This window comes from Thermosulfuriphilus ammonigenes, from assembly GCF_011207455.1.
GTDB classification, from domain to species: Bacteria; Desulfobacterota; Thermodesulfobacteria; order Thermodesulfobacteriales; family ST65; genus Thermosulfuriphilus; species Thermosulfuriphilus ammonigenes.
In genome coordinates this window covers 1,978,719-1,997,496 of record NZ_CP048877.1, presented here as the reverse complement: position 1 = coordinate 1,997,496, position 18,778 = coordinate 1,978,719, and the positions used below count along the sequence as shown (strand labels likewise).

Annotated in this window: 16 protein-coding genes; 6 read left to right on the top strand and 10 right to left on the bottom strand. The window is 53.6% G+C overall.

Going from position 1 to position 18,778, the window contains the following annotated elements:
* Positions 1–4: 4 nt before the first annotated feature.
* From G4V39_RS09755 to fusA, 7 genes are all read right to left on the bottom strand, one after another.
* Positions 5–214, bottom strand: coding sequence for a uracil-DNA glycosylase (locus G4V39_RS09755; protein ID WP_166032752.1), 210 nt, complete (start codon positions 212–214; stop codon positions 5–7).
* A gap of 60 nt (positions 215–274) precedes the next feature.
* Positions 275–562 (bottom strand): 50S ribosomal protein L27, encoded by a 288-nt coding sequence (gene rpmA / locus G4V39_RS09750; RefSeq protein WP_166032751.1) that lies wholly within the window; start codon positions 560–562, stop codon positions 275–277.
* Positions 563–572: 10 nt separating this feature from the next.
* Positions 573–887 (bottom strand): 50S ribosomal protein L21, encoded by a 315-nt coding sequence (gene rplU / locus G4V39_RS09745; protein ID WP_166032750.1) that lies wholly within the window; start codon positions 885–887, stop codon positions 573–575.
* A 66-nt stretch (positions 888–953) separates the two neighbouring features.
* A complete protein-coding gene (thiC, locus tag G4V39_RS09740) occupies positions 954–2,267 on the bottom strand; it encodes a phosphomethylpyrimidine synthase ThiC (RefSeq protein WP_166032749.1) in 1,314 nt (437 codons plus the stop codon).
* A 46-nt stretch (positions 2,268–2,313) separates the two neighbouring features.
* Entirely contained in the window at positions 2,314–3,222 is a 909-nt protein-coding gene (locus tag G4V39_RS09735) for a sulfite exporter TauE/SafE family protein (protein ID WP_246169668.1), read from the bottom strand.
* A gap of 33 nt (positions 3,223–3,255) precedes the next feature.
* Positions 3,256–3,747, bottom strand: a complete 492-nt coding sequence (locus G4V39_RS09730) for a MogA/MoaB family molybdenum cofactor biosynthesis protein (protein ID WP_166032748.1) — start codon at positions 3,745–3,747, stop codon at positions 3,256–3,258.
* On the bottom strand, positions 3,747–5,834 hold the full coding sequence (gene fusA / locus G4V39_RS09725; RefSeq protein WP_166032747.1) for an elongation factor G: 2,088 nt from the start codon (positions 5,832–5,834) through the stop codon (positions 3,747–3,749). Before fusA ends, G4V39_RS09730 begins: the two co-directional genes overlap by 1 nt.
* Before the next feature lie 164 nt (positions 5,835–5,998).
* On the opposite strand from fusA, the gene G4V39_RS09720 reads away from it, so the two are divergent.
* From G4V39_RS09720 to G4V39_RS09695, 6 genes are read left to right on the top strand one after another with little or no spacing between them, the layout of a single operon-like run.
* Positions 5,999–8,647 (top strand): valine--tRNA ligase, encoded by a 2,649-nt coding sequence (locus G4V39_RS09720; protein WP_246169666.1) that lies wholly within the window; start codon positions 5,999–6,001, stop codon positions 8,645–8,647.
* Positions 8,648–8,649: 2 nt separating this feature from the next.
* Positions 8,650–9,498 carry a carboxylating nicotinate-nucleotide diphosphorylase gene (gene nadC / locus G4V39_RS09715; RefSeq protein ID WP_181494254.1) on the top strand — a complete coding sequence of 283 codons (849 nt, stop codon included), beginning with the start codon at positions 8,650–8,652 and terminating at the stop codon, positions 9,496–9,498.
* Positions 9,499–9,500: 2 nt separating this feature from the next.
* On the top strand, positions 9,501–11,348 hold the full coding sequence (locus G4V39_RS09710) for a TonB-dependent receptor plug domain-containing protein (RefSeq protein WP_166032745.1): 1,848 nt from the start codon (positions 9,501–9,503) through the stop codon (positions 11,346–11,348).
* Complete coding sequence (locus tag G4V39_RS09705; protein WP_166032744.1) at positions 11,332–12,243, top strand: ABC transporter substrate-binding protein; 912 nt, start codon at positions 11,332–11,334, stop codon at positions 12,241–12,243. The genes G4V39_RS09710 and G4V39_RS09705 overlap by 17 nt, the downstream gene beginning before the upstream one ends.
* Positions 12,240–13,793, top strand: coding sequence for a sensor histidine kinase (locus tag G4V39_RS09700; protein WP_166032743.1), 1,554 nt, complete (start codon positions 12,240–12,242; stop codon positions 13,791–13,793). The genes G4V39_RS09705 and G4V39_RS09700 overlap by 4 nt, the downstream gene beginning before the upstream one ends.
* A complete protein-coding gene (locus tag G4V39_RS09695) occupies positions 13,762–14,850 on the top strand; it encodes a sensor histidine kinase (RefSeq protein ID WP_166032742.1) in 1,089 nt (362 codons plus the stop codon). Before G4V39_RS09700 ends, G4V39_RS09695 begins: the two co-directional genes overlap by 32 nt.
* Here the strand turns inward: G4V39_RS09695 and G4V39_RS09690 are convergent.
* Genes G4V39_RS09690 through G4V39_RS09680 form a run of 3 tightly spaced genes read right to left on the bottom strand, consistent with a single transcriptional unit; the run spans position 14,816 to position 18,689 of the window.
* Positions 14,816–15,085 (bottom strand): SemiSWEET family sugar transporter, encoded by a 270-nt coding sequence (locus G4V39_RS09690; protein WP_181494253.1) that lies wholly within the window; start codon positions 15,083–15,085, stop codon positions 14,816–14,818. The two genes, G4V39_RS09695 and G4V39_RS09690, sit on opposite strands and share 35 nt — an antisense overlap.
* Positions 15,082–15,732, bottom strand: coding sequence for an MBL fold metallo-hydrolase (locus tag G4V39_RS09685; RefSeq protein ID WP_166032741.1), 651 nt, complete (start codon positions 15,730–15,732; stop codon positions 15,082–15,084). Before G4V39_RS09685 ends, G4V39_RS09690 begins: the two co-directional genes overlap by 4 nt.
* Positions 15,729–18,689, bottom strand: a complete 2,961-nt coding sequence (locus tag G4V39_RS09680; protein WP_166032740.1) for a 1,4-alpha-glucan branching protein domain-containing protein — start codon at positions 18,687–18,689, stop codon at positions 15,729–15,731. Before G4V39_RS09680 ends, G4V39_RS09685 begins: the two co-directional genes overlap by 4 nt.
* Positions 18,690–18,778 lie beyond the last annotated feature (89 nt).

Here is an 18,778-nt window from a genome sequence, read left to right as displayed (position 1 = left end):
CTAATTATTCCGACTGTTTTTTGGCCTCTTTGGCGACAAAGAGGCGACACAGGGCACCGGAGCTCTGAAGGACTAGCCGACTGGGAGGACCGGCCGATTTAAAACCGAAGGCCTTACAGCCGTGAGGAAAACGACGATCCCAGGTGAGATAATAGTGACGACAGCAAATGCATCGACCAGCCGTACTCTCCGGGGATCTTTTGCGTTCCCTCATAGGTAAACGAAAATGGCCGCCCGAAGGCGGCCATTTAAACATCACCAAGGATTCACGCCTCTAGGCGGCCTTTTGCTTGATTCTCTGAAGATATTGCTCCATAGGATAGACACTAACTACCCGACGGCCACGGTAGTTCTCAAAGGTAACTACACCATCTATTTTGGCAAAAAGGGTAAAATCCCGACCCATACCTACATTGAAGCCGGGATGAAATTTCGTCCCCACCTGACGCACTAAGATGTTTCCGGCCTTGACATATTGACCACCAAAGCGCTTTACCCCTCGGCGCTTACTCTCACTGTCTCGACCGTTTCGACTGCTGCCACCTGCCTTTTTGTGGGCCATAGCAAGCCTCCTAGCTTAAAAGGATTTCTTCGATCTTAAGGGCCGTATAGGGTTGACGGTGCCCATATTTCTTTTTGTAATTTTTACGCCTCTTTTTCTTAAAGACAACCACCTTAGGATAACGACCTTGTTCCACAATTACCGCCTTGACCTTAGCCGACTCCACCAGAGGTTGACCAATAACGACCTCTTCCCCTTGAGAGACCAAAAGAACTTCCGTAAGCTCAACCCCTTGGCCTACCTCACCAGAGAGTTTCTCCACTCTAATTACCTCACCAGGGGCAACTTTATACTGCTTTCCACCTGTTCGAACAATAGCATACATAGAGGCAAACCTCCCAAGAAAATCGCGGCATAAAATAACATGGAACGCCTCTCTGTCAAGAAAGGACTACTTATTAAGCTTGTCACCCTTAATGTAGGGAGTAAATACATCAGCGGCGTGTTTAAGGGCACACATGTCACCACACATAGAGCAGCCCTTGCTCCCGATGGATCGTCTCTCCTCGACCAGACGGCGAGCATCATCTGGAAAGAGCATATTTTCAAATTGCCGGCCCCAGAGAAGATCCCGCCGATCCTTGCTAATCTGTTTGTCTGCCAAATCGGCCCGCCCTCGAAGTTTGACTACGTCTCCAGCGTGGGCTGCCAGACGAGCCACTTTGACCCCTATGGTCACATCCTCTTCGTTGGGAAGGGCCAGATGCTCGGCCGGGGTGATGTAACAAATGAGGTCGGCCCCGGCCATAGCCGAATGGGCTGCTCCAATAGCTGCGGTAACGTGATCCCAGGCCGCCCCGACATCAGTGGGTAGAGGGCCCAACATATAATATGGAGCCCCACCGGACATACGTTTCTGAACCACAATGTTGGGAGCAATCTCATCAAGGGGGACATGCCCCGGGCCCTCAACCATAACCTGACAGCCGGCCTCGCGAGCCACCTCTGCCAGTTCACAGTTGATAATCAGCTCCGCCATCTGGGCCCGGTCAAGGGAGTCATGAATGGCCCCGGCCCGAATGCCGTTGCCAAGAGAAAGCACCGTATCGTAACGCCGAAGGATATCCACCACTCGATGAAACTGTTCATAGAGAGGGTTTTCACGATTATTTTCTATCATCCATTGGACCATAAGGGTGCCCCCCTTGGAGCAGAGCCCTCCGTAACGGTACCCCTGGCGTTTAAGACGTTCGATAGTCCAGAGATTTATGCCACAATGAATGGCCATAAAGGCAATCCCATCGGCACACTGCCGCTCAATAAGCTCAAAGAGCTCTTCAGGATCAAGCTTTAGTGGAGAACCATACTTTCTGGCCGCATCACAGAAGGCCTGATAAAGAGGCACATTTCCCACAGGAAGAGAGACCTCTCGGAGGATTTCCCGACGAATCTGGTCCAGATCACCGGCGGCCGAAAGCTCCATGAGGGTATCGGCCCCAGCCTCTTCAGCCACTCGAGCCTTGCGTCTCTCAAGCTCCAGGTCGCAGACCTCGCTTGAGGTCCCGATGGAGGCGTTTATTTTTGTCCGCAACCGATGACCAATACCGACCACCCGTTTTTGCTTAAAGCGCCCTTTGAGGATGACCACCCGACCTTCAGCCACCAGGGAGCAAACCTCCTCTGAAGATAGCCCCTCCTGACGGGCGACTTCTTCCATCTCTGGAGTGATTTCCCCTTCTCGAGCCTTCTCTAACTGCGTGGACATAGAACCGCTCCTTTCTCCTCGGGAGATTGAAAAATATTTGGGAAAATTATCTTTGCATCCAGGCAAAGACAAGGGGCAGCGTCTGCCAAAGATATCTTCCTCCCACAAACAGGACAACCAACAACAGCCCTACCTTGATGGGCCGCTCGGGAATGTATTTTTGAAGCCGGGCCCCGAGGTAGGTCCCCATAAGTCCGCCCAGCCCGAAAAGGGCTGCCAGGAGCCAGTCCGGTCTGGTCTCCGGGCCTGAAGAAGGCCCCACAGAGTAAAAGATCACTCCGGCCACCGAACTGGCCAGGGTGGTAAAAAGAGAGGCCGAGGCCACCGCATAGACCGGGAGCTTGAGCACAGCCACACAGAAGGGAGAGAGAATCGCTCCGCCGCCAATTCCATAGGCCCCTCCCACCAGCCCTACCAGAAGGCTGAGGCCAAAAAGGGGACGGGGGTCAATCCGATAAGTCCGCCTTCCATAGTCAAAAGAAAGATAGCGAATTCCCAAACGAATCCCGGTCACCCTGGTCACCGGCCCCCTTTCGCCCCTTTCCCGGACGAGATCACTAAAAAGCCTTCCGGCCAGATAAAGAAGAACGGCTCCTACCAAAGCCTTAAACCGCCGCGGATCCGGCAAATAAAAGACCCGGATGAGATAGCCTCCGAACATCCCCGGTATCGTTCCCGAGGTCATCACCAGGGCCAAAGGCCAATTCATACGGCCCTCCCGGATATAGCGGTAAAGGGCTCCCGGAATGGCCCAAAGATTGTACAAAAGGTTGGTGGCAGAGACCGCCGGAGTGACATAGCCCAAGACGCTCATCTGAAAGGGCAAAAGGAGAAAGGCTCCCGTTATACCGGCCATGGCCCCAAAAAAACCCAGAATGAAGGTGACCAGCGGAGGGAGGAAGACCCAGGTACTTACCCCACTCACCGGAAAGGTCACTTTGAAGATATCTAGCACCAGCCCTCCTCACAAAAGACCCTCGGGGGCCTGTCAGCGGGCGCAGGGGGTTGGATCTCCCAGGATCTTCTTTATGGCGTGCTCAAGGACCGGAAGGATTACTCCGAGAGATTCTTCTACAGCCTTGGGGCTACCAGGAAGATTGATGATCAAACTTCTCCCCCGCACTCCAGCTACAGCCCGGGAAAGCATGGCCCGGGGGGTGGCTTTAAGCCCCTCGATCCTTATGGCCTCGGGAATCCCGGGAATTTCCCGTTCTATGGCCGCTCTGGTGGCCTCCGGGGTTACATCCCGAGGGGAAAGTCCCGTCCCTCCACTGGTGAGAATAAGGGCCAATCCCTTTTGGTCGGACCAATCCACCAGCTTGCTGAGGATGGTCTCGTAATCATCAGGAATAACTCGATCGGCAACTACATTGAATCCGGCCTCTTGAAGGAGACGTTTCATCAGCGGGGCACAGGTATCCTCGGCTCGGCCCTGAGATCGAGAATCACTGATAATCAGGATCCCTGCCGAGTATCTCATTATTTTTTCTCCTTCTCCTGCTCTTGTTTGGTGGCGGCAATAATCTTTTCGGCCAAAGCCGGAGGAACTTCCTCATAGTGTGAGAACCTCATGGTGAAAGTCCCCCGGCCACCAGTGAGGGCATTGAGGTCAAGGGCATACTTCTGAACCTCCATCAGAGGAACCTGGGCCTTGATCACCTGAGAGCCGTCTTTGGCGTCCATTCCCAGAACCCGCCCCCGTCGGGCATTGAGGTCTCCGATAACATCGCCCATATAGGCATCAGGAACTGTAATCTCCAGCTCCATAATGGGTTCCAGGATCACCGGATTGGCCTCCGAGACCCCCTTCTTAAAACACATAATGGCCGCTATCTTGAAGGCCATCTCCGAAGAGTCCACCTCATGTGATTTGCCGTCGTAGAAGCGAACCTTGACATCCACCACCGGAAAGCCGGCCAGGGGGCCTTTCTCCATGGCCTCGCGAATTCCCTTCTCCACCGCGGGGACAAAATTACGAGGCACATTCATCCCCACCAAGGCCTCCTCGAATTCAAACCCCTCTCCCCGAGGAAGTGGGGAAATATCAAAGTGCACCTCGGCGAACTGACCTCGACCACCGGTCTGCTTCTTGTGACGGTAAATAACCCCCTTTTTGGCCGCCTTTATGGTCTCACGGAAAGGAATTTTAGGCAGAGAAAGATCAACATCTACCCCATACTTGCGCTTCAGTTTGTCCACCGTGGCCTCAATATGGATCTGCCCCAGACCGGAGAGGAGAAGCTCCCTTGTTTCCTCATCACGGGAGACATGGATGGTGGGATCCTCCTCCTGGAGTTTGGCCAAGGCAGCGGCAATCTTTTCCTCGTCTTGTCTGGTTTTGGGATGAACGGCGTAGGTAATTACAGGGTGAGGCATCTCCGGCATAGGATAGACAATGGGGGCCTTAGGGTCAGAGAGGGTATCTCCCGTGCGGGTTTCAGCCAGTTTGGCCAGGGCGATAATCATCCCGGCTACGGCCTCTGAGATTTGCTTTTGCCCCTTACCCTCGGGAACAAAGACATTACTGTAACGCTCCTGAAAATCCTTGTTGACGTTAAGGAGAATGCCATCTGGTTTGATGGTTCCCGAGTAAACCCGGGCGATGGAGAGCCGGCCGGCATAGGGGTCGATCAGGGTCTTGAAGACGAAGGCCGAGGCCGGAGCCTCCCCAGTCGGTTCTCTTTCTTCCTCTTCACCAGAGGCCGGGTTCTTACCCTTAACGGGCCCGCGTTCCTCTGGTGTGGCCATAAAAGAAACTAAAAGGTCAAGAAGAAGCTGGACACCGATATTTTTGAGGCCGGAGCCACAACATACCGGGACAAAGGCCCCGGCGGTGATGCCAGCCTTAAGGCCAGTGGCGATCTCCTCCGGGCTAAGCTCTTCTCCTTCAAGGAACTTCTCCAAAAGTTCGTCATCGCTTTCGGCAGCAAATTCAATAAGATTGGCCCTCAGCTCCTCGGCCCGGTCTTTAAGGTCTGCCGGTATCTCTCCCGTCTGGAACTTCCCAGATTCATCGTCAGAGTAAAGAAGGGCCTTGTAAGAGATAAGGTCGATAATTCCTTTAAAGTCAGCCTCCTGGCCAATGGGGATGGCTACCGGAACCGTCCTGATGCCAAAGGCATTGGTTACAGCCTCTAAGGCCTGATCATAATTAGCCCGCTCACGATCCATCTTGTTGATGAAAATAGCACACGGAAGGTTGAATTCTTTAACCAGAGAAAAGGCCTTTTCGGCCTGAACCTTCACGGGATCGGTGGCGTCCACTACGAAGACGGCGTTGTCGGCCACCCGAGCTGCCAAGCGGGCCTCGGCCTGAAAGTTATCCTCTCCTGGGGTATCCATAAGAAATAGGAGATGTTTCTTCCAGCCAAAGTGATGAACAGAGGTGGAAATGGTGATCCGGCGTTTTTGTTCCTCGGGCTCAAAATCAAGGATACTATTGCCATCATCCACCTTCCCCAGGCGCTTGGTCACCCCGGCAAGAAAGAGCATGGCCTCGGCTAGCTGGGTCTTTCCAGCCCCACTTTGGGCAAGAAAAACAAAATTACGGACCTTGCCGACCTCCATAGACGCCCCCTTTTTAACTTATTTAGTGAGAATCTATTCCAGGCACCATAATGAATTGAAATTCAGGCGTCAAGGACAATGAACCGATGACACAAGGGGCTAAGGTTGCTATATTCCGTGATTTGATCTTTCTTAAAGAAAAGACCGACACAAGGAGGCCGAGTTTGAACCCCTCAGAGTTACCAAAGGCATATGAGTTTCGCGGAGTGGAAGACAAGTGGTACCGCTTCTGGGAAGAACAGGGGCTCTTCAAACCCCGTCTGGACGAAAAGCGTCCCCGGTTCTCTATTGTCATTCCCCCGCCTAACGTTACCGGTTCACTCCATATCGGTCATGCCCTGAACAATACCATCCAGGATATTCTTGTCCGCTACAAGCGGATGGATGGCTATGATACCCTCTGGGTTCCGGGAACGGATCATGCCGGCATAGCCACCCAAAACGTAGTGGAAAGACAGCTGGCCAAGGAGGGGCTCAGCCGTCACGATCTGGGACGCCAGAAGTTTCTCGAACGGGTCTGGCAGTGGAAGGAGCAATACGGCAACCGGATCATCGAACAACTCAAGCGTCTGGGGTGTTCCTGCGACTGGAGCCGACTTCGCTTTACCATGGACGAAGGCCTTTCCCGGGCTGTTCGGGAGGTCTTCTGTCGTCTTTATGAAGAGGGCCTAATCTACCGGGGGGACTATATCATCAACTGGTGTCCCCGTTGCTTAACGGCTCTGGCCGATATAGAGGTGGAGTTTGAAGCCGTAAAGGGCCGGCTCTGGTATATCCGCTATCCCCTGGCCCGAGGAGAAGGGGCCATTGTCGTGGCTACCACCCGGCCGGAGACCATGCTTGGCGACACGGCGGTGGCCGTCTCCCCCGAGGATCCCCGTTATCGTCATCTTATTGGCCAGAAGCTTCGCCTTCCCGTTCTAGGCCGAGAAATCCCGATTATAGCCGATGAGGCCGTGGATCCGGAGTTTGGAACCGGGGCCGTCAAGGTCACCCCGGCCCATGACTTCAACGATTTTGAGATCGCCCAGCGCCACGGCCTGCCAGCCATCAAAGTCATCGACGACCATGGGAGGATGACCGAAGCCGCCGGGCCTTATGCCGGCCTGGATCGTTACCAATGCCGGGAGAAGCTGGTGGCCGACCTCAAAAAGGATGGCTTCCTAGAAAAGGAAGAAGCCCACGAACACATGGTGGGACACTGCTACCGCTGCAAGACGGTTGTCGAACCCCTTCTTTCCAAGCAGTGGTTCATCAAGATAAGGCCTCTGGCCACCCCGGCCACGGCGGCCGTAGAGTACGAACAGACCAGAATCATTCCTCCTATGTGGCTTAACACCTACTTTGATTGGATGCGCAACATCCGAGACTGGTGCATCAGCCGTCAGATTTGGTGGGGCCACCGTATTCCAGCCTGGGAATGCCAGGAGTGCCACGAGATAATTGTGGCCAGACAGGACCCTTCGACCTGCCCCCACTGCGGTAGCTCCCATCTTCTTCAGGAGGATGATGTTCTTGACACCTGGTTCTCCTCGGCCCTGTGGCCCTTTTCCACCCTTGGCTGGCCGGAGAAGACTGAAGACCTGCGGCTCTTTTATCCGACATCGGTCCTGGTAACCAGCTTTGACATCCTCTTCTTCTGGGTGGCCCGAATGATGATGATGGGTATCCATTTCATGGGGACCATTCCCTTCCGGGACGTCTATCTCCATGCCCTCATCCGGGACGAAAAGGGCCAGAAGATGAGCAAGTCCCGGGGAAACGTCATTGATCCTCTGGTAATGATGGAAAAATATGGCACTGATGCCTTTCGGTTTACCCTGGCGGCCCTGGCGGCCCAGGGAAGAGACATTCGGCTTTCTGAGGCCAGAATCGAAGGCTATCGCCATTTCATCAACAAACTCTGGAATGCCTCTCGCTTTGTTCTTCTCAATCTGAAGGATTTCCGTCCCCGGGAGCTCTCTCCAGAGGAACTCAGCCTGAGTGCAGCCTGGATCCTCTCCCGGCTAGAAAGGCTCAAGGCTCAGGTCAGGGAGGCCCTTGACACCTATGAGTTCGACCAGGCAGCCCTGGCCATCTACCACTTCTTCTGGCATGAGTTTTGTGACTGGTACTTAGAGATGAGTAAGGATCCTCTGGCCCAGGAAGGCCCGGAGCGGGAGGAGGCCCAAAATGTTCTTTTAACGGTACTTGAGACCAGTCTCCGGCTACTTCATCCCTTCTGTCCCTTTGTGACGGAAGAACTCTGGCATTACCTCCCCCAAAAAGAAGGCTCCATTATGGTTGCCCCCTATCCTCGGCCCAATGCGGACTTCCTTAACGCTACAGCCGAGGAGAAGATCGAAAGACTCAAGGCGGTTATCACCGCCATCCGGGGTATTCGGGCCGACTGCGGTATTCATCCCTCAGCCAAAATCACCGTGATACTCAAAAGCGAACGGGAGGAGTATCGAAGGCTCTTCGAGAGTTTCTCTCAAACTATTAAGACTTTGGCCCGGGTGGAGACCCTTGAACTCTGGGAGACTGGAGAACGTCCGGCAGGGGCCGCGGCAGCCATCTTAGAAGAGGTGGAGATCTTTGTCCCCCTTGAGGGTCTCGTAGATGTAGCCACGGAAATCAACAAATTAGAAAATCAAAGGCAAAAAACCCTTAAAGAGCTTGAAAGGTCTGAAAAGAAGCTGTCTAACCCCAACTTTCTCTCCCGGGCTCCCCAAGAGGTAGTGAATAAAGAGAGGGAGCGGGTGGCCGCTCTGAAGGAAAAAATCGCCCGCCTGGAGAGAAACATCTCCCTTTTAAAGGAGGCCGGCGTATAGAGGTGGAACGCCTTGACGCCCTGCTTTTTCGGGATTTGGTCTGTGAGGCCCTCAAGGAGGATCTGGGACACGGGGATGTAACCACTACGGCCCTTGTTCCCGAGGAGAAAAAAGGTCAGGCCGTCATTAAAGCCAAAGAGAACCTGGTTCTCTGCGGCCTTCCCGTAGCGCTGGAGGTTTTCAGAACCGTTGATCCCGAAATTGAGTTCTCCTCCGGCCTTATCGATGGTCAGGAGGTAGCCAGAGGGGAGACAGTGGCCCGGATCCGGGGACGGTTATCCTCTATACTCAAAGCCGAAAGGGTGGCCCTTAACTTCCTGCAACATCTCTCCGGCGTGGCCACCCAGACAAGAAAATTTGTCCGGGCCATTGAGGGGCTCCCGGTGCGCCTGGTAGATACCCGCAAGACCACCCCTGGGTTTCGTATCCTGGAAAAGTACGCTGTCCGTGTTGGAGGGGCCCACAACCATCGTTTTGGTCTCTCAGACGGAGTCCTTATCAAGGACAACCACATCCGAGCCTGCGGTTCCATCACCGCTGCCCTGGCCCGGGCCAGAGAGAAACTTCCTCACGTGTATCTCATAGAAATAGAGGTCAGAGATCTAGACGAGCTCAAAGAGGCCCTTGAGGCCGGAGCTCCGGCCATACTTCTGGATAATATGGATCTTGAGACCTTAGGAGAAGCCGTGTCTTTAGCCAAAAAGAGGGCTCCGGGAGTGATTCTTGAGGCCTCCGGGGGGATACACCTAGAAAACATCCGGGCTGTCGCCGAAACCGGAGTGGACATCATCTCCGTTGGCCGACTGACCCATTCAGCCCCGGCGGTAGATCTGAGTCTTGAGGTTCTCTGAACATGAGGTTTCTTCTGTGGCTATCCCTGGCCTCCTTGATACTGGTCCCCTGGTCAGCCGCCGAAGAAGCCCCGGAGATTCGTTTATTAGAGACCATTCCCCAAGCCTTTTCTTACTCTCGAATGCCCCTTCCCCTGACAGAGGCCCCCTACGCCATCTCCATCATTGACCGGGAGGATATCGAACTTTCTGGAGCGGCTGAGATTTTCGAGCTCCTCCGTTTCAGCCCGGGAGTGACAATTTTTCAGGCCGGAGCGGCCGAGGCCTCGGTGGGGATGCGCGGGGTAAATGGCCTTCATGCCAACAACATCCTGGTGCTCCTTGACGGCCGGCCGGTATACAATGACTTTGCCGGCGACAACCTCTTCAGCTACCTTCCGGTAAGCCTGGAGGATTTAGAAAGGATCGAAATTGTCCGCGGACCACAGTCAGTAATCTATGGAGCCAACGCCTACTCCGGCGTGGTAAACCTCATCACCAGAAAGCCACCGACATCCTCTTCCCTCACCTTAAAACCCGGCATTCCCTATCGCCACCAATATTATCTGGCCTTAAGTTCCGAGAGACAGGAGACCGGAGTCTACGTTTCTGGGGCGTGGGATGAAGTGGGCTCTTTTGCCGATCACGAAGACCGGGCCCGGCGCATGAAAAAGCTCTATACCTATTTAAGGCGAGATCTAGGGCCGGGAAGCCTGACCCTTTCTGCCGGGGCTGCCCAAGGGGCCCTGGCCTATTTCGCTATCCCTAACCGGAGTCACACTAACCGTGATGGTCTAAGCTCTTTTGTCCGACTGCAGTATCAACGCGGAGGACTGGAGACCGAAGCCTCCTGGCAAAACTTTGAAGAGGATATCAGTTATCAGGACTTCTTCCGTAACTGGCTGAATATCGACCACTTTGACCTAACCATCAAAAAACACCTCCGCCCCTCTCCCTCCCAGAGACTTATGCTGGCTGGAGCCTGCCGCTACAGCACTTACAGCTCTGGTTATACTCCTAAGCGTCACACCCAGCTCATTTACAGCCTCTTTGGTGAATACCAGGCCCGGATTCAGAAACGTCTGATACTCTGGACCGGGGCCAGGGTCCGGCACCATCCTGTTACGGGAGACAAAGTCTTCCCCCGGTTAAGTCTCATCTATCTTCTGAATCCGGGACGTTCCCTGCGCTTTTCAGCCGGCACTGCCTACAAAGACCCAACCTATATCGAACTTTATGAAGATCTATGGCCCAGGAGTTGGATCCACGAGATGGGAAACCGCAGACTCCGTTCAGAGAGGCTCAACAGTTACGAAATTGCCTACCAAGCCTGGTTCTCTCCCCAGTTCTATCTGGGGACCAGTCTCTTTTACAACCGGTATCAGGATGTCCTGGGACCGGTAGTAACCAAAGAGGGAGGGACCCTTCTTATTCGGCGGGAAAATCTCCTTGATCTTGATCAGTACGGCGGAGAGATCGAGGCCTCCTTGAGGACCGGGCCCTGGACCCTTCGTCTCAATTATCAGTACGTCTGGGGAGAAAGGGTAACGGAGACCATCTTTGGTCCTGTCCCCCGCCACCAGGTAAAGGGCCAGATCCGTTATCTGGCCCCTGAAGGATGGTGGTTTGAGATGCGAGCCCATCTTCAGGACACCAGCCACTACAGTGTTCGGGATAGGAGGTCGGGCGTCTATCTGTGGCGAGGGCTGTCCCCCTATTTTTGGGCCGATATTGTCCTTGGATATCAACCTCGGAGGAATCTTAAAGTCTCCCTGACTATTCACAATCTCTTTCATGATACCCACAAGGAGTATCCCTCCGGGGAGAAAATCGGGACTTGGTTTGGAGCCAAGATTGACTATCGCTTCTAAAGCCGTCATTTTGGGATTCTGGTTATTACTGCTGGCCTCCAACGCCCTGGGAGAGAAGCCGGCCTTTGTGCTTGTCAAGACCAGGAGCTCCACTATATATGATCAGGTAGAAAAGCACCTCGTCCGGCAGCTTGAGGAGCAGGGAATAGTCCAGCTTGATCTGGAAGACCCCATCGCCTTAAGACAACGAATCCTTGAGGAAGCCCCCCAGGTGGTCATTACCCTGGGCACCAGGGCCACCAAGGTGGTAGCCAACCTTAATATTCCCCAGCCGGTGGTCTTCAGCACCGTGCTGACAGGTCGGGAAAGCCTGCGTCTTTCCCGGGCGGCCCGGGAAAGACGCCTATATGGAATAGAGCTTTTCTTTTCTCCAGAGACCCTTCTTTTCTGGATAAAAAAACTCTTTCCCCGGACCAGGACCATTGGCCTTATGTGCTTTGAAAGATGCCCTCGGGTAAAAGCCCTGTCTCAAAAGGCCCCGGACTTTGACCTAAAGGTGGTCCTGGTAGAGCTCAAGTCTCCCCGCGAGCTTAACCAATCCCTCTGGACTTTGGCTCAGCAGGCCGATCTTATCGTGGCCTTGCCCGATTACCGTCTCTACAACCCGGCCACCATTCCCCGAATCATCCTTTTTAGCATTGAGCACGCCCTGCCCCTTGTGGGAATCTCTCGTAACTACGCCGGGGCCGGGGCCGTACTGGCCCTGGATTGGGACTGGCAAGACCTGGCCACGCAAACGGCCGAGCTTAGCCGGAGAATTTTAGCCGGAGACCGTCCCCAAAAGGCCATTCATCCTCCCCGCAAGGCCAGGCCGATAATCAATATAAGAACGGCCAGGTTAATAGGGCTTCACCTGCCTCAGAAAATCCTTAACCAGAGCACCATTATTGAATGAAAAAGAGGCTTCCTTTCTCTATCCGAACCAATTTTCTCATCCTTACCACCTTCATCGTCCTGCTGAATAGCTTCATTATCACTTCATATTATCTTTACTATGAAAAGAACCACCGCTACCGCGATCTGGCCTTCCGGGCCCGAGCTCTGGTCAATGATCTCGCCAAGAGCAGTATCTATGGCTTAATTACCGAAGATAGCCATCTCCTGGCCGGCCTTCTTCAGGGAATAAGGGAGCGGGATCTGGCCTTTGCCTTTGTGGCCAATGAATCGGGAAGGATTCTGGCTCAAAGGGGCCAAGTGCCCAGAGAGCTTGTCCTGCCTCCCTCAGACCTTAAAGATTTGACCAGCCGCCTTTGGGCAAAGGGCCCCCGGAAGACCATGGTGGTCTATGCTCCCACCAGAGCTCCCCTAGGGCAAGGAGATGAATCCGATCTTCTCAGGCCGCAGGCAACTAAACTGGCCATGATAGGCTATGTGGCCGTGGGGCTGAGCTACCAGCGTATTGAGGCTGATCTAGCCCATATCCGCAAAATGGCCTGCCTCCTAAGCCTCTCTGTCAACTTGGTGGCCATTCTTGTCGCCTATTTCCTTTCACATTATCTTTCTGCCCCCCTTAAGAAACTCACCCTGGCCGCCAGGAGTATCAGTCGGGGAGTAAACCCCGGCCCCCTCAGGATTAAAGGCCGGGGAGAGATTGGAGAACTCACCCGGGCCTTTAACACCATGCTGGCCGAGCTTCAGCGCTCCCATCGGCAACTGGAAGACTACACTCGAGGTCTGGAGGAGATGGTTAAGGAAAGAACCTTGGCCCTGGAGCAGTCTGTCCAGGAGCTCCAGCACGCCTATGAAGAACTCAAGAGAATTCACGACATAAAGGCCCAGTTCATCCAGACGGCCTCCCACGAACTGCGAACCCCGCTTACGGCCATCAAGGCCAATGTGGACTTTATCCTCCACTACGAAAGTGAACTCCTCACCGAAGACCACCGGGAGATTCTCGAGGCCATCCAAAGAAACGTTAACCAGATGCATAAAATGGTAGAAAACATGCTCTCTCTGGTAAGATTAGAAGAAGGTCTGGAACTTGACCAAGAGGAAGTAGATCTGGCCTCAGCCATAGATGACTGTCTCCTAGAGCTTTCTTCCCTTAAGGGGAAAAGGGCTGTCCAAACAAAAATCCCTGCGGGGCTTAAGGTCTATGCTGATCCAGATCGACTACACGTGGTCTTTATTAACCTCCTTTCCAATGCTTTTCGATTTACAGATGATAGGGGAGAGGTCATAATCAAGGCCGAAAAAAGGACCGGTCATGTCAGGATAGAAGTCCAGGACAACGGGGTGGGTATCCCGGTCGAACATATTGAACATATCTTCGAACCTTTTTACCAGGCCGATAGAAGCCGAGGGGGAACAGGTTTGGGGCTGGCTATTGTTAAGAGAATTGTCGAGGGCCATGGTGGAGAGGTAACCGTTAGTTCTTCTGAAGAAGGAACCACCTTTGTAATCCTTTGGCCGGATGGATCAGTGGGTGAAGAGGAAAGTAGGTAAGATCCTCATCGTCGAAGATTATCTGGATACGGCGGAGATCCTGCGGCGGATTCTGGAACGAAACGGGTTTGAGGCCGAGATCGCCGTCACCGGAGCCGAGGCTCTAGAGAAGGTTTCCCGCTGGAGGCCAGAGGTGATTATTCTGGATATCAGTCTCCCCGATGCTAACGGTCTGGATCTCATCGCCCCTATAAGGCGAGAGCTTCCCGAGACGGCTATCATTGTGCTTACCGCCTATGCCGAACTGGAGAATGCCATTCGTTCTGTCCGCGAAGGGGCCGCCGACTTCATCGCTAAGCCCTTTGAGAACGAATACTTACTCCATACAGTAAGACGGTGTCTGGAGACCAAACGACTGAGAGAGCGCCTGCGTATGGCTGAAAAGCTCCGGGCCTTGGGTGAGATGGCCGCGGGTATCGCCCATGACTTCAACAACATCCTCTCAGCCATGAGGGCCCATCTCCTGGTGCTTAAAAAGCGCCTGGGGGATCAGAGCCAAGAGGAGTTTCGAAGCCTGGAAATGGCCTTAAAAGACGGCATGGCCATTGTCGAAAGGCTACGGGGGTTTGGCAAAAAACAGGAACATCTTTCTCGTCAGCTGGTGGATATCAACGAGCTCATTCGCGATGCTGTAGCCATGACCAGACCAAAATGGCGACATGAATCCCTTAAAAAGGGACATCCCATTGAGATTGACCTGGCCCTAAGCCCCCTGCCCCGGGTAATGGTCAACCCCTCTGATATCCGGGAGGTCTTGGTAAATCTTATATTCAATGCTGTAGAGGCCATGCCCCAGGGAGGAAAGATTACTATCTCCTCGGCAAAGGAGGCAGACAGGGTCATTGTTCAGGTTCAGGACACAGGTATAGGTATGGACGAGGAGACCAAGAGTCGGATCTTTGACCCCTTTTTCACCACAAAGGGCCATGGTTCAGGGTTGGGGTTATCCCTTTCCTACACCATCTGCCAAAGTCACGGAGGAACCCTGGAGGTGGAAAGCGAACCCGGTAAAGGAAGCACCTTCACCCTCTCTCTGCCCGTTGCTCCCGAATCTTAAGCCCTAATATGGGGATCCAGATAAGAAGGGTAATGGAATTGAAGATGATAATGGGTTTGGAATCAATAAGAATCCCATAGATCGTCCAGAGAGAAATCCCCACCAGAAAAAGAACCAGAAACCGCAGATCAAGCCCACTTAAGTTCCGTCGGCGGTAGGAGGTAAGAAGCTGGGGTAATCCCGAAAAGGTGGTGATCATCCCCGCCAAGTATCCCAGGAAATCGGCAGAAATCATCGACCGAGGATAAACTCCACGATATAAGGGTTGGTCTTCACCTCCCGGGCCAGGGTAGAGGTAGGAGAGTCTCCATAGTCATGACCAGGGTAAATAACGGTCTCCGGGGGCAGAGGAAGGATTTTATCTCGAATGGACCGAAGCATGGTCTCAAAATCTCCTCCTGGAAGATCTGCCCGGCCCACGGCCCCTACAAAAAGGGTATCGCCGGTAAAAAGAGTCCCCGGGCTGTAGAGGCAGATAGAGCCCGGAGAATGCCCCGGGGTATGAATAACGCTGAGCTCTATGGTGCCGACCACCAGACGGTCTCCTTCTTTTAAGCGGATGTCAGCCGGCTCATTAGGGGCAAACCCCCAGGCCTCAAACAGGCGGTGGTTCTCTGGTAGCCGGAAGAAATCGTCGTCGGCCTCGTGCATGGCTACCAGGGCCCCGGTAAGTCTTTTAAGGGGAGAGTTGGCCGCCGTATGATCGGCATGCCCGTGAGTGTTAACAATATAGCGCAAATTAAGATCTTTCTCCTGGAGACGCGAGTGAATAAGCTCTGGAGCAGCAGCCGGATCAATGACCAAAGCCTCTCTGGTTTTTTCACAGGCAACAATATAGCAACGGACCTCAAATGGCCCCAGGGTTAGACCATCGATAATCATCTCTTCCTCCTTGCAAAACAGCGGGGATTTATTCTGGGAAAAATAGGACGAGAGATTTCAAGCAGTCGTAGAGCTCCCTCATCCCGATGGCCATGTTTTCGGTAGGATTCAAAAAGATCCCGCAGCCACCAAAAATTCTCCAGGGCCTCGAAAAAGAATTCCTTCATTCGATCAATGAAGTGACCATTGGAGATGACAAAGGCCAGATCACTGTTCATCGCCCAGAGGACCTCTCGGCTGGCCTGAGCCAGAAGGCGTCGGCTATATTCGTCATCTACCTCGGGGGCCTCAGCCATTTCCCTAGCTGCGGCAATAGCTTGATGTATATGGCGATACATCCAGGAAACTGAACCGTACATCCATTTATCAAAGGTGCCCTTATCTCCCCAAGAGGACGTGGCCGGGAAGACATCTTGATTGGTGGGATAACGGGCCAGGTAATCGGCCGGGGTTATGAGCTCGGTCTGATTTTGATTGTGGTAGATCTTCTTGAGAAGAAAATAGAGAAAGTCTGGCCCCTCAAACCAGTGATGACCAAACAGTTCGGCGTCATAGGTGGCCACGGTAAGGGGCTTTTTCCAGAACCAACCATGGACATATTCAAAACGGAAGTTGCGTCCTTCCATAAAGTGTTGGGCATGGCTGGCCGCCTTGGCCAGGGCCCAATCTCGGTTATAAGGCTCCTTTTGTTGAGAGCGGCGATCAGTGACCCGGTTGTAACGCAGGGGACCACCCTTTATGTGAAATTCCAGATAGTCAGGATCCCCGGGATAACCCTCCTCACCACTCCAGACCTGCTTGCCGGTCTCCGGATCTCGGGGGAAAACAGCCACATTAGAACCTCTGATATAGACCGGAGCATGGTAACCAAATTCCACCGGACTATCAGCCAGAAGGACCGTGTGGGTTTCACTAAAAAAATATCGAAGGCCAAAGTGATCAAGGATTTCTTCAATTCCGGGGTGATAGGCGCACTCCGGCAACCAGATTCCTACCGGAAGCCGACCAAAGGTCTCCTCATAGTCCCTGATGGCTGTTTCCACCTGGGCGTAAATGGCCTCCTTGTGGCTCAGATAAAAGGGCAAAAAGGCATGGGTGGCGGCACAGGTAGATATCTCCAAATAGCCCCGATCCTGAAGGCTGCGGAAGGCCCGGGTAAGATCCCCCTCCCAGCGGAGGAAGATTTCCCGGGCCTTCTCAAAGCGTTCCAGGTGAACCCAGGCAGCATGAGTATAGTGCGGCTCCTCCCTGAGGGTACGTTCGATCTCCGCTCGGGCCAAATTGATAAGACCTTCTATGTAGCGCAGGAACTCTTCCTGGAGAAGAGGACAGCGCATCATGTTGGAAAGGGCCGGAGAGATATCCATAGAGAGCTTAAAATCGACCCCTTCAGCCACCAGGGATTCAAGACGATCTATCAGGGGAATATAGGTATCTACCAAGGCCTCGTGGAACCATTCCTCTGGATAGCCCATGGGTTGCCAATAACCGGCCTGACCATAAACGATACGCCGTCTGATGTAGGGAAGATGGGCATGAAGATGAAGAATAAGAAGGCCAATGGAATGATTGGCCGGATCCATAACCCCCTTTATCGGTCGGATAGTGGGATGCTCCAGGGGAAGATCTACCGTTTTGTAAACCACAGGGTTGGCCCCGGTGGAGAGACGACCTGTCTGAGCCGGGTTGGAGACCGGGGTGAGCTCAAGGAGCTTTCCATCCCCTCGGACGGCCAAAATCTGAATTCGCCAACGCTTATCTGGTTCTAGATGGAGGTACCAGTTGTTGGTTAGACCCAGGTGGACTTCGATATCCTTATCCGGCCGGGGATAGAGATTCCCGGAAAACTCCTCAAAAAGACGGAGAAAGGTCTTAACCGAGTCCCCCGCGGCAAATTCCTCCAGCCTTCTGGTCAAGGACTCCTGCTCCAGATGCCAATAGGCAAAAAGACGGTACTCATCTATCGGCAAAAGGAAGATCCCCTCCTGGCCACCGGCCAGAAAACATAGATTAGAAGAGGCTATTACCGTCAGGGTCTCACCGTCATAAGTCTCCAAGAGGAGCCGGGCCTGATACAGCCCGGGGGGGATCAAGGGAAAAATCCAATCCCTGGCCAGGCCAATAGCCCGGTGTTCGTGAGGCCTAAACTCCTGCCATGAGCCTCCTTCTTGACGAAAAAGTCGCAGAACGACTCCGGCCTTCTCCCAGGAAAGCCCCCGGGGGGCAAGAAACTCCCTCTCCAGCTCGTCCACCAACGACTGAGGAATACGCCAGAAGGCCTTAAGCTGAAGTTCGTCTGGTTCAACTACCTTTCGCGTCAGATAAAGATAGAACTCTTCCGGGCCCACAGTAATAGATATTTTGTCTATCTCGGCTCCCCTCTCTGGAGGGATAACCTCCAGCCGAAAGATTCGCTTAAGGCTGTGGCCTTCCCGATCTAGAAGATGAAGTTCGACCGCCCTGATAAGCCCCAGGATGAGGGACCTATCTGAGACTCCTACCTCCTGCCACTCTTCTTCAGGGAAACCGGTTACCGGATCTGGATAACGCAAAAGGCGGAGGAAGGCCCTGGTCTCCTTCAGGCTGAGGCCGGTGGTTAACTTGAGCTCAGCCTCCACAGCCCGCCAGTCTATTTGCCCCCAAGAGAGATGGTGTCTTCTTTCATTTTCGGAAACAAAGACCACATGAGGGCTGTAATGAAAACCAGAAACGAGGCTGAGTTCTTGGCGGCGTTTCCGGGAAAGAACAAGGGTGAAGTCCCCAGCCCCGGGAAGGTCTATCTCAAGTTGTTGCAAATGGCTGACTCGATGGCTGGCCAAAAGGCTCCCCTCACGGAAGACCTCAAGGTAAAGATCTTCATCAGGCAGGAAGGAGACCTTTGACCAGGAAACCAGAATATGACTTCCCAGGGCCTCGGCTTTCAAGGTTTGGCCGACGACCACGGTGGATTCTCTCATTTTGATTCCCCTCTGGACATTTGCGGCTGGCTCTTGTAAAGCGATGTCGTCTCTCTGAAAGGATGACGGCTTAGCCCTTTTCTACCAGG

What these genes read in the sequence shown, in the direction of transcription:
- G4V39_RS09730 (WP_166032748.1), bottom strand. Translation starts at nt 3,747, where the DNA reads ATGAGATACTCGGCAGGGATCCTGATTATCAGTGATTCTCGATCTCAG.
- G4V39_RS09685 (WP_166032741.1), bottom strand. Translation starts at nt 15,732, where the DNA reads ATGATTATCGATGGTCTAACCCTGGGGCCATTTGAGGTCCGTTGCTAT.
- G4V39_RS09690 (WP_181494253.1), bottom strand. Translation starts at nt 15,085, where the DNA reads ATGATTTCTGCCGATTTCCTGGGATACTTGGCGGGGATGATCACCACC.
- thiC (WP_166032749.1), bottom strand. Translation starts at nt 2,267, where the DNA reads ATGTCCACGCAGTTAGAGAAGGCTCGAGAAGGGGAAATCACTCCAGAG.
- G4V39_RS09710 (WP_166032745.1), top strand. Translation starts at nt 9,501, where the DNA reads ATGAGGTTTCTTCTGTGGCTATCCCTGGCCTCCTTGATACTGGTCCCC.
- G4V39_RS09680 (WP_166032740.1), bottom strand. Translation starts at nt 18,689, where the DNA reads ATGAGAGAATCCACCGTGGTCGTCGGCCAAACCTTGAAAGCCGAGGCC.
- fusA (WP_166032747.1), bottom strand. Translation starts at nt 5,834, where the DNA reads ATGGAGGTCGGCAAGGTCCGTAATTTTGTTTTTCTTGCCCAAAGTGGG.
- G4V39_RS09695 (WP_166032742.1), top strand. Translation starts at nt 13,762, where the DNA reads ATGGATCAGTGGGTGAAGAGGAAAGTAGGTAAGATCCTCATCGTCGAA.
- rpmA (WP_166032751.1), bottom strand. Translation starts at nt 562, where the DNA reads ATGGCCCACAAAAAGGCAGGTGGCAGCAGTCGAAACGGTCGAGACAGT.
- G4V39_RS09755 (WP_166032752.1), bottom strand. Translation starts at nt 214, where the DNA reads ATGAGGGAACGCAAAAGATCCCCGGAGAGTACGGCTGGTCGATGCATT.
- G4V39_RS09700 (WP_166032743.1), top strand. Translation starts at nt 12,240, where the DNA reads ATGAAAAAGAGGCTTCCTTTCTCTATCCGAACCAATTTTCTCATCCTT.
- rplU (WP_166032750.1), bottom strand. Translation starts at nt 887, where the DNA reads ATGTATGCTATTGTTCGAACAGGTGGAAAGCAGTATAAAGTTGCCCCT.